Source organism: Selenomonas sp. F0473 (genome assembly GCF_000315545.1).
Taxonomy (GTDB): domain Bacteria; phylum Bacillota; class Negativicutes; order Selenomonadales; family Selenomonadaceae; genus Centipeda.
The window spans coordinates 790,962-806,013 of the sequence record NZ_JH992902.1 but is presented as its reverse complement, the minus strand read 5'-3'; the positions used below and the strand labels follow the sequence as shown (position 1 = coordinate 806,013).

Below are 15,052 nucleotides of genomic sequence, written 5' to 3'. Positions count from 1 at the left end.
ATGAATATTCCGGTAATCGGCGCGGATGCGATGAAAGACTACAGTGTGCGCGCAAAAGTGTTTATTCTCTCCGTATCCCTTTTAGCCGCTTTGTTGATCGTTGCGGCCGTCGGCATCTACTCGAACTATCAGGCAAAGCAGTCGCTCGACGACATGTATAACCACAATTTGATGACGACGCAGTATCTGAACGACGCGAACAACCGCCTGCGTAAGATCAGCGTCAACATACCCTATATCCTGCAGCAGGATATGACGGCGGACAGCCGTAGAATTCTCGTGGACGACGTGCTCGGCAACCTCGACGGCATTCGCCACGATATGGAGGAACTCAAGAAGATCGATACGAGCGAGCGGGCGCAGGCGACCATCGACGAACTGCAGAAAAATCTCGGCGTCGCGTCTGACAAAGTCGGCGCGGTCAACAATATGGGCACATCGCCCGAGGATCGTATCGCCGTATTCAACAATCTCTCGTCCCTTACCGTGATTTCAAGCAATATGGGCGTGCTCACGCCGGATAATGTGTTCCAGGGCAAGCAGGTCTTTGAAGCGAACGATATACGCTATGAGCAGACCGTATACGTCTTTGCCGTGATCCTTCTCCTTGCGTTGGGCTTCGGCATTCTCGTTTCCCGTCTCATTGCGGACAATATCTCCGGACCGCTTGCCACATCGATCAGCCATTTGAACGCCGTGGCGGCAGGTGATCTGAGCCGTGAGATCCCCGCGGAACTCTCCGCGCGGCACGATGAAATCGGTGTTGTCGTGCAGGCGCTTGGGAAAATGCAGGGCTTTATGAAGCAGGTGCACGAAGAAGCGGAGACCACCGACGCCATGGTTGGCGAACTCGAGCAGATGCTGCGCGATCTCAGCGGCGACACACAGGATATGTCCGCCGTGACCGAAGAGATGTCGGCGGGCATGGAGGAGACGGCGGCGTCCACGTCGAATGTCCAGCACCTGAGTGCGGAACTGAGCGACGGGATCAAAGATGCCGCCGATGCCGCGGTGCAGAGCGAGGACTACGCGCAGGAGATTGTGGGCCGCGTCTCGCAGCTCAAGACGGCAATGGAGCAGTCGCGCGAAAGCGCCAATCGAATATACGGCGCGACAAAAGAATCGGTCGAATCCGCGATCGAATCGGCAAAGGTGGTCGATCAGATCGGGCAGCTCGCGCGCGATATTGCGGAGATTGCCGAGCAGACCAACCTCCTCGCGCTGAATGCGAGTATTGAAGCGGCGCGTGCGGGCGAGCAGGGCCGCGGATTCGCTGTTGTTGCGGGAGAGGTCGGCAAACTTGCCGAGCAGTCCCATGAGACGACGGAGAAAATCAAGAATCTCACGGGGCAGGTGACGGATTCTGTGCAGGCTCTTTCAGGCGGAACGTACAGCCTGCTGAAATTTATCGACGAGGACGTCAATGCGGATTATAACCGCATGGATGAGACGACCCGGTCCTATGAGAAGGATACGGCATATTTCCGTAAGACGGCAGAGGACACAGCCGCGGCTTCGAAGAAACTCCTTGCCTCGGTCGGCGAGATGAATCAGGCGATGGAAGAGATCCGCAACGCAACGCACGAGGGCGCCGAGGGGAATACGAAGATTGCCGAGAAAGTTGTCGGTATGGCCGGCCAGTATGAGGAAATCCTCACGAAGATTCAAACTTTCAAAGAGGGAACGGCACGTCTTAAGAACCTCGTCGCAGCGTTCAAAGACAACTAAAAACCGCTCCTTGAAAGAATTTTGACTTTTTAAAAAAACCTATTGACTTTTTGACTTAAATGGATTACTATATGAATCGTAAGTTAGCACTCGGGACATGAGAGTGCTAACAAGACGAAAAATGTTTATGAAAACTAGGAGGCAGATACCATGATTAAGCCATTGGGCGAACGTGTTGTCATTGAGGTTGCCGAGAGCGACGTTACGACGGCGAGCGGCATTGTGCTCCCCGACACGGCAAAGGAAAAGCCGCAGAAGGGCAAGGTCGTTGCGGTCGGCACGGGCAAGCTGCTCGACAACGGACAGCGCGCTACGCCGGAAGTGAAAGTCGGCGACGGCGTCGTATTCTCGAAGTACTCGGGTTCCGAGATTAAGGTCGACGATAAGGATTACCTCATCGTCCGCGAGAGCGACATTCTGGCGATTCTGTAATATAGGAAGCTTTAGGAGGCATTATAAATGGCAAAACAGATTCTGTTTGACGAAGAGGCCCGTCGTGCGCTTGGCCGCGGCGTGGATGCGCTGGCAAACGCAGTCAAGGTGACGCTCGGCCCCAAAGGCCGCAACGTCGTGCTCGATAAGAAGTACGGCGCGCCGACGATTACGAACGACGGCGTGACGATCGCGCGCGACATCGAACTCGAGGATCCGTTCGAGAACATGGGCGCGCAGCTCGTGAAGGAAGTCGCGACGAAGACGAACGACATCGCGGGCGACGGCACGACGACGGCGACCCTGCTCGCACAGGCAATGATTCAGGAAGGCATGCGCAACGTCGTTGCGGGCGCAAATCCGATGATCGTCAAGAAGGGCATCGAGTCGGCGGTCAAGACGCTCGTCGAGGAGATCAAGAGCAAGGCGCAGAAAGTTGAGACCAAGGCGAAGATTGCGCAGGTTGCGGCAATCTCGTCCGGCGACAGCGAAGTCGGCGATCTCATCGCAGAGGCGATGGAGAAGGTTGGCAAGGACGGCGTCATCACGGTCGAGGAGTCCAAATCCATGGATACGAACCTCTCGGTCGTCGAGGGCATGCAGTTCGACCGCGGCTATATTTCTCCGTACATGGTCACCGATACGGAGAAGATGGAGGCCGTCATGGACGACCCGTATGTGCTCATCACCGACCGCAAGATTTCGTCCGTCGCGGACATCCTGCCCGTGCTCGAACAGGTGGTGAAACAGGGCAAGCAGATCGTCATCATCTCCGAGGACCTCGACGGCGAGGCGCTCGCGACCATCGTCGTCAACAAGCTCCGCGGCACGTTCAAGGCGCTCGCCGTGAAAGCGCCGGGCTTCGGCGACCGCCGCAAGGCGATGCTTGAGGATATTGCAATCCTCACGGGCGGCACGGTCATCAGCGAAGAGCTCGGCCGCAAACTCGACAGCGTCACCCTTGAGGACCTCGGCCGTGCGCGTCAGGTGCGCTCCACGAAAGAGGAGACCACCATTGTCGACGGTGCGGGCGATAAGAGCCAGATTGCGTCCCGCGTCGACCAGCTCAAGAAGCAGATCGCGGAGACAACGTCCGACTTTGACCGCGAGAAGCTCCAGGAGCGGCTCGCAAAACTCGCGGGCGGCGTTGCGGTCGTTGAGATCGGCGCGGCGACGGAAGTCGAGATGAAGGACAAGAAGTACCGCGTCGAGGATGCGCTCAACGCAACGCGCGCAGCCGTCGAAGAGGGCATTGTTGCCGGCGGCGGCACGACGTTCATCGACATCCTGCCGGCACTCGACAAAATCAATGCCGAGGGCGACGTGAAGGTCGGCGTCGACATCGTCCGCCGCGCCATCGAGGCGCCGGTACGCCAGATCGCGGAGAACGCGGGCCTTGAGGGATCCGTCGTCGTCGACAGCGTCAAGAAGGCGGGCGACGGCGTCGGGTTCAACGCGCTCGAGAACAGCTACGTCGACATGATCGGCGCGGGCATCGTCGACCCCGCGAAGGTCACCCGCTCCGCGCTCCAGAACGCGGCCTCCATCGCCGCGATGGTGCTCACGACAGAGACCCTCGTCACCGACAAGCCGGAGCCCGAGGCTCCGATGCCGGCCGGCGCACCGGGCATGGGCGGTATGGGCGGTATGATGTAATAGCGCTCCGTAACCCTGGTAATGACGAAGGTTCCTGCATCTAAAACAGCCTATTTGTGAAAAAATTGTGCATAGAAATATACACAATATAAAGTGGACGTCTCTCCGAAAACACGGAGGGGCGTCTTTTTTCTTGCAATCATATCTGTGATTCGTTACAATAAAATAAGGGAGGACGATATAAATGCAACAACAGGATTGTCTCGCTGCTTACTATCTGATGGAAACACACAATAGACCGCATCGGAACCAAAGGATGCGCGTTGTATTTCTGGTGCAGGAGCCTTCGATTTGGGATAAGCAGTCAGATGTATATGATGTCTTTGATAAAGACCCTGAAGTCGATGTGATGATGGTTGTCATGCCTTCCTATGATGCAATTGATACGATGGCAGGGAACAAGCAGGGACGATATGACCCTAAAATATGGCATTATTTTTCCAGTCGCTATCATCATGTCTATGCGTTTACGAACATTCAGAGCCTGCGTGTACTCCGGCCGGACTATGTCTTCTTTGACCGGCCGTATGAGGGACTGCGTCCGATGGAAGGCCTGCGTGCAGCTGATGTCGCTCAGTTCTCTAAGATTTGCTATATTTCATATGGAACGCAAGGGCTAAAGCTGTTTATCCATATGGAGATGGGAAATCCCAGTTTCTTTTCCTATGTGTCCTATTATTTTTGTGATTCGGATGAGGAAAATACATTGCTTTCCTCTGCATACCCCTTCGCGGGACAGGGAGGAGTACAGCATTTCGAGGCGCTGGGGTATCCTGGGTTTCAATCTTATTTGTCGGCGAGAGTGGAACGAAATCCGGTGCGGCGCATTCTTTGGACGCCGCGCTGGTCATTGGATGAGAATATCGGCGGGAGCCACTTCTTTGATTATAAGGATGCCTTCATAGAGTTTGCCCTGCGGCACCAGAGCAATACGCTACAATTTGCCGTTCGCCCGCATCCGCTGATGTTCCCTAACTTTGTGCAGCAAGGAAATATGAGCGCTGCGGAAGTGGAGGCGTATAAGAAGAGGCTGCGTGACTCTGGTATAGAACTTGATGAGGGCGAGGAGCCGCCCTTTGATGCACTCCTGTGCACAGATATTCTGCTCACGGATTTTTCTTCCATTGTGATGAACTTTTTCCTTTTAAATCGGCCATTGATTTACTGTCCGCATGGACCTGCACTGACGGATGACTATGAACGAATGGCTGCATGCAGTTATGTTGCTGAAGACTGGGGACAGATTGAGGAACGTCTCGAAATGCTCATCTCCGGCAGTGACCCAGCGGCAGAGCAGCGCACCGCATTTGTGGAGGAGATGCGGCTGCGGCATGACGGTGCGGCGAAGCGTATCGTTGAATATCTCAAAGGGGAATATCGCAGAAAATGTGAACCCATATATTCCGCAACAGTAGAGAAGATGCTCCTGGAGAAAAAGAAGGAAATGCTCTCCTTCCTCCTGCAGCAGGAAAGGGGAACGCTTTGCAATATGCATTCCTATGATTGGTATGATTACTATTTAGAACTGCTGCCCATTCGCTTACATGACTTTGAGCTGCGACAAGAGGAACGACAGCTGCTTGAACAGCTTGTATGTGTGTATGAAAATGATGAGGTGAAGAACGGTTATCTGATGCTGGCGATGCTCCTTTTGGCTGAGCCGATGGGGCTCCCGATTCCGCTTGAGGTCGACCAGTTTTCCGATGTCTTCATTCGGGATATGAAAAGTGTTTTTGAACGTGACGATGCGTTTGTGTGAGGGAAGAGCTGCAATCAACTATGGATAACGGGAAAGAACCAGGGATACTGAAAAAAGAAGAGGCATTTGTCCGGCGCATCATATCCGGCCATTTTGGGCAAGAGGCAGGTGCCGGCGAGCTCTTCCCTGTGAAGTACGGCATGATGAATCGTTCGTACCTATTCTCAGCGGGAAAGGAACGGTATATTTTTCGCTGCAACGGTGTTGGCACAGAGCAGCTGATTGACCGGGACAATGAAGCAAAGATTTATGAGCTCATTCGTCCGCTGGGAATTGCAGAGGATGTCGTGGCACTCAGTGTCGATGGCGGCTATAAGATATCGCATTACTATGAGCACTCACGCGTATGCGATGGACATACCCGGGAGGATGTAGAGCGCTGCATGTCGGTGCTGCACGCGCTACACAATCGGGGGCTGACGGGGGCAAAGCCATTCGACCCGTTCAAACTCCTCCTTTTTTATGAAGATGTTCGCAAGGAGCGGACGACTGACGTTCCCGAATACGCGGATGTGAAGGAGGAAGTATTTTCTCTGCGCGCTTTTTTGGAGCCGTATCTGACGAAACATTTGACCCTCTGCCATGTGGATTCGGTCTCGGATAATTTCCTCTTTGTAGAGGGCAGAGAGAGCCCCTATCTCATTGATTGGGAGTATGCGGGGCTTTCTGACCCGCTGCTGGATGTGGCGATGTTCGCCATCTATGATAATTTTTCCGAGGAGGAAACGGAGCGGCTCCTGCAAGCGTATTTTCCGGATGGATGCAGCGCACAGGAGCGCGCGCGCGTCTATGCCTATATGGCGGCGGTTTGCTGTGGTACAACTGGTGCCTCTATAAGGAGAGCCTCGGGGTCACGTTCGGGACGTATGAGCAGAATCAGTACCGTTTCGCGCAGACCTATCCGGAAAAAGTGCGTCGGCTCGTGGGAGGCATATGATAAAACGCTATCAGCTGTGGCTCTTTCTTGGCATATTGAGCGGTTTTCTTTGGGGACTGAATAACTATCTATACGCCGAGGGGGCAGAGGCGGCGGATATGGCTGCGGCAATCGGCGTCGGAATTATGTTCTCCCTTGCCTGTACGGCGGTCAACGATATGAGCGCAGCACTCGCGCTGCTTGCTGTCAACGGATGCCGCGGCGCGCTCTCTCTTGGAAAGCTGCGCCGGTTAATCAGTCGCCCGGGCGCCTTTTTATGCGCTGCGGCTCTTTTGGGCGGTCCTCTTGGGCAGCTGTCCTATTGTCTCGGGATTCTATGGGCGGGGCCGACGTACGCATTGGCGGTGTCGGCGCTTTATCCGGTGCTCGGCTGCATCCTGGCGAAGGTGTTCCTGCGTCAGGCGATTACGGGGCGTATGGCGATAGGGATTCTGCTCGCCGTCTTGGGCGCTGTTGTGACAGGCTATACGCCGACGGATGAGGCGCCCCCGCTCCTCCTGCCCGGGATTTGCTGCGCGTTTTTTGCCGCCCTTTGTTGGGGGAGCGAGATTGTCTTAGCCGTGCGCGGTATGGATGTGATTCCGCCCGACGTTGCAATTACGCTGCGCGAATGCATCTCCGGTACGGTTCTTCTCTTTATGGCATTTACGTTTTTTCCGGTATGCCTGTCCTCCGCGGACTCATAGCGCAGCCCGATGTGTTTGCGCTTTTTGCTCTTGCGGGCATCTGTGCGGGCATTTCCTATTTCCTTTGGTATGCGGTCAACCGCGCGATTGGCTGCGCACGCGGGATGGCGGCGAATGCAACCTATGTCGTTTGGGGCGTTTTGCTTCAATGGGGACTTGCGGGGGCTGAGATTTCGGGCAGAATGGTCGTAGGGTGTCTGCTGGTCTTCATCGGCGTCCTTCTCATCTCGCTCTATCCGGCGGCGGAGGAAAGAGGGGCGCCCGTATGACGGAAGATGAATTTTCGGCGCTCCTTCTGCACTCGTCGGAACGTCCGGAGGCACGGGAGGCGCTTGCACCGTATCGTGTCCGCAATGCGATACTGCTTGCCGCGGGGACGGGCAGCCGTCTTGCGCCGCTCACGGATAAGACGCCCAAAGGTCTGCTGCGCGTGCGGGGAGAACGGCTCGTTGAACGGCAGATTCGGCAGCTGCAGGCGGCGGGAATTGATGAGATTGTCTTGGTGGTCGGACACCTAAAGGAACAGTTCGCATATTTGGCGGATGAGATGGGGGTTCACATCGTCGAGAATCCGGATTACCGCGTCTGCAATAATACGTCGTCTCTGTACCGTGTGTTGGATTTTCTGGACAACAGCTATATCTGCTCTGCGGATAATTATTTTACGGAGAATGTGTTCACGCCGTATGTATATCGCTCTTATTATGCGGCCGTTTACAGCGATGTGCCGACGCGGGAATATTATCTAACGACCAATGGGGACGGTCGGATTACCGAGGTGAATATCGGTGGTGCACACGGCTGGTACATGTTGGGGCAGGTCTATTGGTCGCGCTCCTTCAGCAGTAAATTTCGGGCGCTGCTGCGGGAGGAGTATGCGGAGGAGTCCGTACGCCAAATGCTGTGGGAACAGTTCTATATGCGGCACATAGAAGAGCTTGCGCTGTACCAAAAATCGTTTTCGGCCGATGTGATTCATGAGTTTGACACGCTCGCGGATATTCTCGCGTTTGATGCAAATTTTGGCGCATAGCCGTCGTTCTGTATGGCAGAAAGTTTTTGCAACGCATTTACAAGTGATAACATGCTGTTTTTTTGCTATGATATTTACGCAAGTTCAGAATGCACGATATTGTAAAGATAAAGGCTAAATGCTATACTTTATCGTAGAAGAATCACTAGAAAGCCGTACCGATGGGTGGGCGAAAGGAGTTTCGCGATGCTGAATATGGATAAGAAGCTCGCCAAGCGCGAGGAAGAGGGCAAGATCATCCGTGCGGGCATTGTCGGCGCGGGGCAGATGGGGCGCGGCATGGTCACGCAGATGGCGCTCATGAAGGGCATTATGCCGGCAATCGTCTCCGATATCAAGTTTGAAAATGTCATCAACGCGTTCCACTATGCGGGCATCAGCGACGATGAGATTGCGGTGGCAAAGACGCTCGAAGAGGCGAACCGCTATATGGAGCAGGGCAAATATGTCGCGACGGAGAACTCGGACTTCATTTCGCAGGCGAACCTCGTGGAGGTTGCCATCGACGTGACGGGAGTGCCGGAGGTCGGCGTCAAGATTGCCATCGACGCGATGAACAACAAGAAGCATGTCGTGATGATGGACGTTGAGACGGATGTCGTCATCGGCAGCTACTTGAAGAAACTCGGCGATAAGAACGGCGTCATCTATACCGGCTCCGCGGGAGACGAGCCGGGCGCGGTCATGGAGCTCTATTCGTTCGCGCGCGCGATGGGCATGGACGTCAAGGTCATGGGCAAGGGCAAGAACAACAAGCTCGACTACGACTGCAATCCGGACACCGTGCTCGAGGAGGCGACGCGTCGCAAGATGAGCCCGCGTATGCTCACCTCGTTCAAGGACGGTACGAAGACGATGGTCGAGATGACGGCCATGTCGAACGCGACGGGACTCATCCCCGACGTCATCGGCGGGCACGGCCCCTCGGCATCGCCGAAAGACCGCTGTGCGGAGCTCAACGAGATATTTAAGCTCAAAAAGGACGGCGGCATCCTGAACCGGCACGGCGTCGTCGAGTATGTCAACGGCATTGCGCCCGGCGTCTTCGTCACGGTGACGACCTCGAACGAGGAGATTGCCTATCAGATGGGCTATCACAGCATGGGGCCGGGGCCGCTCTGGACGCTTTACCGCCCCTACCATCTCTGCAATCTTGAGACGCCGCTGACGGTGGCGAAGATTGTGATTGACGGGGAGCCGACAATCATCCCCTTGGACGGCCCTGTCAGCGAATGCATCGCCGTCGCCAAGCGCGACCTAAAGGCGGGCGAGACCATCGACGGCATCGGCGGCTACACGACCTACGGCTCGATTGCAACGGCCGAGGAGACCTATGCGAAGGGCTACGTCGTCTATGCGCTCGTCAACAAGAATACGCGCATGAAGCGCGACGTGAAGAAGGGCACGCTCCTCACGCTCGATATGGTGGAGCTCGATACATCGACGCAGCTCTACCGGGTGCGCAAAGAGCAGGATCAGATGTACAATAACGGCTACGCATTGAAATAAAGAAAAAGGGAAAGCAAAAATCCGTTCTTCCTGTAGAGGAGGAACGGATTTTTTATCGACAGCGTTTATTCTCCCATCACGACGATGGTGCACTTGCGCTTGCGCGCGCGCGTGCGGTCGAAGTCGACGAAGTAACAGTAGCCCGTGGTGCCGACGCCGAGCTTGCCGTCCGTGACCTCAAATGTTTCCGAGGAGCCAATGAGGGTGGCCTTGAGGTGTGCGTCGCAGTTCCAGAGCGCCGTGCGGTCGCCGTTTGGGAGATAGGAGGCGGCATCCGGCCAGCTCTCAACGGCCTTATAATGCTCCTCTCCGGGGTATTGATACTGGTTCCAGTCCGTTTGGTTGGGGATGAGCTTTTCAAGCACATGATTGAGGTCGTTTTGAAGGAACTCCGTGCCGGTCTCGTCCACGTCGTGGACGAACTCCTCGAAGAATACGGCGCAGGTCGTATGGGGGGAGATGACGGTCGCGCTTCCCTCGCGGATGCCGCTCTCTTCGATGGCGGCGCGCAGGTCACTCGTGATGTTGAGAAAGGTCGGCGTCCCGCCGTGGGATTCTAGGGAAAGATGTTTCTTAAAGACACTCATGAGATTACGCCTCGTCTCTCCGTTTCACAATGCGTTGTCTGCGGACGCTCGGTCCGCCGCGGCACGGACGATAGCCTCCGCCATCTCCTCGATGCGTTTTCCGGGATCGGGCGCGTTTAAAATACCGCTCGTTGCCCCGCTGCCGTCCGCACCGAGCCGCACGACGCGGTAGACGTCGTCTGCCGTCGTGATGCCCGAGGCGATCATGATGCCGATCGCGGGATCGACGGATCGAATCTTCGCGACGATCGAAACAGTGTAGTCGTCGTCTGCGGTCTTGCCCGTCCCGATGAGATCGGTCGGCTCGCATAGGAGGATATCGGGGCGGAATGCAGCAATTGCCGTGCCCTCGGCGAGGGAATCCGCACAGGCGATGGTCTCAATACCGAGTCCTCGGGCGCGCAGGATCGTTTTTGAGAGTTCCGCTACCGTCATGGGATTCTCCGCGTGATTGAGGAATGTCGCGCGCGCGCCGGCATCACGGATGGCTTCGGGGAGCAGGTGTCCCATACCGCGGCCGGGTTTTAAACTCTCCATCGCCTGCGCCGTGACAATGATGGACTCCGTATGCGCGCGGATATAGCGAATATCGGAAAAAGGACAAGTAAAATAAATCTTCAGTCCGGTTTTTTTTGCGGCGGCATCGGCTGCCTGTGCGAGTGCAAGAGCTTCCGCGCCGTAGAGATAGGATTTTGGGTTGACGACAAGAAACGGTGAAATGGCACTCTTCATACCGGCATCCTCCCAATAAAATATTTACCAATGGACAATAAAATATTACCATAGGTAACAATATATTGCAACGGGTTTTACTGTTGACAAACAGACAAGTTGGACACATACTATAACAAATGGAAAAGAGGGGGGCCGCCTGTGGCGCGTAAGAAACAGATGCGTCTGCATGAGAGGATCCACGACGTGATGGAGCGAAGATTTACCGATCTCGCCTATTTCTCGCCGATTCCCGGAGAACGGGAACTGTGCCGGCAGCTCGGGGTGAGCAGACCGACGGTACGCAAGGCGCTCGAACTGCTCGAATCGGAGAATAAGATTGTCCGTATGCAGGGGCGCGGCTCGTTCTACACGGGGGAGAAGGTCCCCGTCGACTACGCCGAGGCGCAGACGCACGGATTTGGTCTTGCGCAGATGTTCTCGGCGGAGGGGCGCGTCACGAGGAGCGGCGTGCTCCAGCAGGCGGTCGAGCCTGCGCGGGGGAATCTCGCCGCAATGCTTGGCCTCGATGAAGGGGCGCTGGTCTTTCATCTGAAACGTCTGCGCTATGTCGACGGACGTATTTACGCCGTCACGGACGATTATATCCCGCTCGCGCTCTGCCCGGCGCTCATGCACACGGACTTCGCGCAGCACGGGCTCCTGCGGACGCTTGAGGCGCACCATGTGTGTCCCTATGCGGAGGACAAGACCATCGAAGTCGTTCGCGCGACGCCGGAAGTCGCGCTCTATCTTGAGCTGGCCGAGGAGGCGCCGATATTTGTGACCCGGATTCTGACGACGGATCGGGAGGGGCGCGTCATCCAGTATGCGACATCGCAGGCCGACGCGTTCCGCAGCCGGTTCCGCGTACGCTCTACGGCAAATATAATTACCAATGGTAAATAAAATATTGACGAACGGATTGCGGTGAAATACTATTAAAATGGAGTCGTGTCAATTTTGACAAAGGAGTGATTTTATGCTGACCGACGGAAAGTCTGTCCTCACGGCCGCGAAGAAGGGGCGTTACGGTATCGTTGCGCCCGATTTTTTAACGCTGAATGCCTGCCGCGTCTTCGTGCAGACTGCGGATGCGCTGAATGCGCCGATTCTTCTGTCTTTTGCCCAGGGACATGCGGGGCTGATCTCGCTCGAAGAGGCCGCGCTTGTCGGCAAATACTGGGCGGAGAAAGTCGAGACGCCGATCGTCCTGCATCTCGATCACGGCCAGGATTTTGATTTCCTGTGCCGTGCCGTCGATCTCGGCTTTACCTCCGTAATGCTCGATGCGTCGATGAAGGAGATGGACGAGAATATCCGCCTGACGAAGGAAGTCGTCCGTTATGCGCATGCGCGGGGCGTCAGCGTCGAGGCGGAGATCGGGCACGTCGGCGGATCCTCCGAGGGGGTCGAAGGCGGCACTGAAACGGATAATGTCTACACGACGGTAGCGGAGGCGAAAATGTTTGCCGCGGCAACCGGCGTCGATTCGCTTGCGGTATCCATCGGCACCTCGCACGGCGTCTATAAGAGCAATCGTGTGCCGGAGCTGAACTTCGAGCGTCTGCGCGAACTTGCCGCGGCCGTCCCCATTCCCCTCGTCCTGCACGGCGGCTCGGGGACGGGCGATGAGAACCTGCGGCGCGCGGTGCGGGACGGCATCACCAAGCTCAACGTCTATACGGATTTCCTCGTCGGCGCGATGCGGGAGGTACGCGCTGTCCGGACAGATTCGCTGATCGAAACGCAGGCGCCATTGACGAGGGGATGCGCAAGGTTCTTACCTACTATATCAATCTTATTTCTAAAACCGCATAAGATACGCCAATGCCGCCCGCCGGAGCACCCGGCAGCTTTTTCATCCTATACGGCGGCCCCAAATGAAAAGAGCGGATCTCTGCGAACGGTACATTTACAAAAATTCCGGAAAGTATTTATTGTAAAAACCTAGTGCGGATGCTATAATTCTTTTTGTATTGTGAAGAAAACAAATCTTAGAAAAAGGGGGCTCGCTCCTTGCAGACAGAGATGCTCCTCTGCGGGCTGTTCCTGCTGTTCGTCATTCAAGTCGTCGGGACACATTTGCAGGTCAAGGAGTACAAGCGTGCGGTCAAAGAACTGCACCGTCTCGGCAACGTCGGGATCGGGTCCCGCCGGCGAAAACTCGGTCCCTCGAATATCGTAATCATCGCATGCGATTCCGCGGGAGAAATTCTTGCGGGGAAGATGATGCAGGGCATGACGATCCTCAGTCGGTTTCATCCGATCGAAGAGATCGCGGGGCGTACGATTTACGATCTGCGTGCGGCGTATATGGCACTGCCGGAAAAGCGGCGCGCACATTATAAGGGACATATTCAAGCGCTGGAAGCGTTGATCGCGCGGCTCGGCGGCACACAGTCCGGGGGTGCGGAATGATATGTACGAATAGATTCTATTGATTGAATTTATTGACGATTAGGAGGAATGGTATGTTCAAATCTGTGAAGATTGTTGCCGGCAAGGGCGGCTGGGGCGGACCTCTCGTTCTCGTGCCGACCGAGAACCGCAACAAGATTGTCAGCGTGACGGGCGGCGGCATTCATCCCATCGCGGCAAAGATTGCGGAGATGGCAGGCTGTGAGACGGTCGACGGTTTTGCGACGGGGGTGCCGGATGAGGAGATCCTGCTCGCCGTTGTGGACTGCGGCGGTACGGCGCGCTGCGGCGTTTATCCGAAGAAGGGCATCCTGACGGTCAATCTCCTGCCCGTCGGCAAAACCGGCCCGCTCGCACAATTCATCAAGAAGGAACTCTACGTCTCGGCGGTGGACGCCTCCTGCCTCTCCTATGCGGACGAGGCGGAGGTACGGGCGGCTGCGGAAGGCGCTGTCGCCGCCTATGTGCCTAAGACCAAAGAACAGGCTAAAGCCGAAATTGCCGATTTACAGGGCGGACGCAGCAAGAACTTTATCACGCGGCTCGGCATCGGCATCGGCGGCGTGGTGAATAAGTTTTACGCGGCGGGGCGCGAGACCATCGACATCACGATCAAGAGCATCCTGCCGTTCATGGCGTTCGTCTCGATGATTCTCGGCATCATCAGCGTGTCGGGGCTCGGCAATTTCATTGCAACGAACATCTCGCCGCTGGCGAGCACGCTGCCGGGCATGCTCGTCATCTCGCTCATCTGTGCGATCCCGTTCATCTCCCCGGTGCTCGGTCCCGGGGCCGTCATTGCGCAGGTTGTCGGCACGCTCCTCGGCGCGCAGATCGGCATGGGAAATATCCCGCCGCAGTATGCGCTTCCCGCGCTCTTTGCCATCAACGCGCAGGTCGGCGCGGACTTCGTTCCCGTCGGGCTCAGCCTCGGCGAGGCGGACCCTGAGACGATCGAGCTCGGCGTTCCGGCTGTGCTCTACTCGCGCGTGATCACAGGGCCGCTGGCGGTGCTCATCGCCTATGCGGCGAGTATTGGACTCTACTAAGGGGGGGCATAGATATGGAACTCATTGCAGCGGCGGCAAACGGCTTTATGGACCTCTTCCGCGCGGGCGCGGCGACGTTTACCTCGTGGGTGACGGGCATCATCCCGCTCCTCGTCATCATGATGACGGCGGTCAACTCGGTCATCAAGCTTATCGGCGAGGACCGCGTGAACGGCGTGGCGCAGCGTGCGACCGAGAACATCGTCACACGCTATACGGTGCTCCCCGTGCTCGCGGTGCTCTTCCTCGGCAACCCCATGTGCTATACGTTCGGCAATTTCGTCGAGCAGAAATATAAACCCGCATACTATGATGCGGCGGTCAGTTTCGTACATCCCGTGACGGGACTTTTCCCGCATGCGAACGGAGGGGAACTCTTCGTCTATATGGGCATCGCGACGGGCATCACGGCACTCGGACTGCCGCTCGGCGACCTTGCCGTGCGCTACTTCCTCGTGGGCGTGGTCGTCATCCTCATCCGCGGCATCGTCACCGAGAAGATATATCTCTATATGAAGCGCCGTGAGGAAAAGCAGGCGTAAAA

At 56.2% G+C, this 15,052-nt stretch carries 15 protein-coding genes and 1 pseudogene; 14 read left to right on the top strand and 2 right to left on the bottom strand.

Going from position 1 to position 15,052, the window contains the following annotated elements:
* The 9 genes from HMPREF9161_RS03725 (at window position 1) to HMPREF9161_RS03690 (ending at window position 9,740) form a co-directional block, all read left to right on the top strand.
* Window positions 1-1,728, top strand: a complete 1,728-nt coding sequence (locus HMPREF9161_RS03725) for a methyl-accepting chemotaxis protein (RefSeq protein ID WP_009728348.1) — start codon at window positions 1-3, stop codon at window positions 1,726-1,728.
* 150 nt (window positions 1,729-1,878) lie between these two features.
* On the top strand, window positions 1,879-2,160 hold the full coding sequence (gene groES, locus HMPREF9161_RS03720) for a co-chaperone GroES (protein WP_009349865.1): 282 nt from the start codon (window positions 1,879-1,881) through the stop codon (window positions 2,158-2,160).
* A 27-nt stretch (window positions 2,161-2,187) separates the two neighbouring features.
* Complete coding sequence (gene groL / locus HMPREF9161_RS03715; RefSeq protein ID WP_009728347.1) at window positions 2,188-3,816, top strand: chaperonin GroEL; 1,629 nt, start codon at window positions 2,188-2,190, stop codon at window positions 3,814-3,816.
* 184 nt (window positions 3,817-4,000) lie between these two features.
* Complete coding sequence (locus HMPREF9161_RS03710) at window positions 4,001-5,575, top strand: CDP-glycerol glycerophosphotransferase family protein (protein ID WP_009728346.1); 1,575 nt, start codon at window positions 4,001-4,003, stop codon at window positions 5,573-5,575.
* A 20-nt stretch (window positions 5,576-5,595) separates the two neighbouring features.
* Window positions 5,596-6,576: a choline kinase family protein gene (locus tag HMPREF9161_RS03705; protein ID WP_009728345.1), complete on the top strand. Its 981-nt coding sequence runs from the start codon at window positions 5,596-5,598 to the stop codon at window positions 6,574-6,576.
* Window positions 6,548-7,198 carry a hypothetical protein gene (locus HMPREF9161_RS03700; protein ID WP_232213515.1) on the top strand — a complete coding sequence of 217 codons (651 nt, stop codon included), beginning with the start codon at window positions 6,548-6,550 and terminating at the stop codon, window positions 7,196-7,198. The genes HMPREF9161_RS03705 and HMPREF9161_RS03700 overlap by 29 nt, the downstream gene beginning before the upstream one ends.
* A gap of 11 nt (window positions 7,199-7,209) precedes the next feature.
* Complete coding sequence (locus tag HMPREF9161_RS10035; protein ID WP_232213514.1) at window positions 7,210-7,467, top strand: hypothetical protein; 258 nt, start codon at window positions 7,210-7,212, stop codon at window positions 7,465-7,467.
* On the top strand, window positions 7,464-8,231 hold the full coding sequence (locus HMPREF9161_RS03695) for an NTP transferase domain-containing protein (RefSeq protein WP_009728342.1): 768 nt from the start codon (window positions 7,464-7,466) through the stop codon (window positions 8,229-8,231). The genes HMPREF9161_RS10035 and HMPREF9161_RS03695 overlap by 4 nt, the downstream gene beginning before the upstream one ends.
* 186 nt (window positions 8,232-8,417) lie before the next feature.
* Window positions 8,418-9,740, top strand: coding sequence for an NAD(P)H-dependent oxidoreductase (locus HMPREF9161_RS03690; protein WP_009728341.1), 1,323 nt, complete (start codon window positions 8,418-8,420; stop codon window positions 9,738-9,740).
* A gap of 65 nt (window positions 9,741-9,805) precedes the next feature.
* On the opposite strand, the gene HMPREF9161_RS03685 is transcribed toward HMPREF9161_RS03690, so the two are convergent.
* Complete coding sequence (locus HMPREF9161_RS03685; RefSeq protein ID WP_009728340.1) at window positions 9,806-10,327, bottom strand: YjbQ family protein; 522 nt, start codon at window positions 10,325-10,327, stop codon at window positions 9,806-9,808.
* Between the two features lie 24 nt (window positions 10,328-10,351).
* Entirely contained in the window at window positions 10,352-11,059 is a 708-nt protein-coding gene (locus tag HMPREF9161_RS03680; RefSeq protein ID WP_009728339.1) for a triose-phosphate isomerase, read from the bottom strand.
* A 141-nt stretch (window positions 11,060-11,200) separates the two neighbouring features.
* Here HMPREF9161_RS03680 and HMPREF9161_RS03675 point away from each other — a divergent pair, with 141 nt between their 5' ends.
* From HMPREF9161_RS03675 to HMPREF9161_RS03655, 5 genes and pseudogenes are all read left to right on the top strand, one after another.
* Window positions 11,201-11,947 carry a GntR family transcriptional regulator gene (locus HMPREF9161_RS03675; RefSeq protein ID WP_009728338.1) on the top strand — a complete coding sequence of 249 codons (747 nt, stop codon included), beginning with the start codon at window positions 11,201-11,203 and terminating at the stop codon, window positions 11,945-11,947.
* Window positions 11,948-12,020: 73 nt separating this feature from the next.
* A pseudogene (locus HMPREF9161_RS03670) lies at window positions 12,021-12,859 on the top strand (ketose-bisphosphate aldolase).
* A gap of 198 nt (window positions 12,860-13,057) precedes the next feature.
* On the top strand, window positions 13,058-13,459 hold the full coding sequence (locus HMPREF9161_RS03665) for a transcriptional regulator GutM (RefSeq protein WP_009728336.1): 402 nt from the start codon (window positions 13,058-13,060) through the stop codon (window positions 13,457-13,459).
* 53 nt (window positions 13,460-13,512) lie between these two features.
* Window positions 13,513-14,508, top strand: coding sequence for a PTS glucitol/sorbitol transporter subunit IIB (locus HMPREF9161_RS03660; protein ID WP_009728335.1), 996 nt, complete (start codon window positions 13,513-13,515; stop codon window positions 14,506-14,508).
* A 14-nt stretch (window positions 14,509-14,522) separates the two neighbouring features.
* Window positions 14,523-15,050, top strand: a complete 528-nt coding sequence (locus HMPREF9161_RS03655) for a PTS glucitol/sorbitol transporter subunit IIC (RefSeq protein WP_009728334.1) — start codon at window positions 14,523-14,525, stop codon at window positions 15,048-15,050.
* Window positions 15,051-15,052 lie beyond the last annotated feature (2 nt).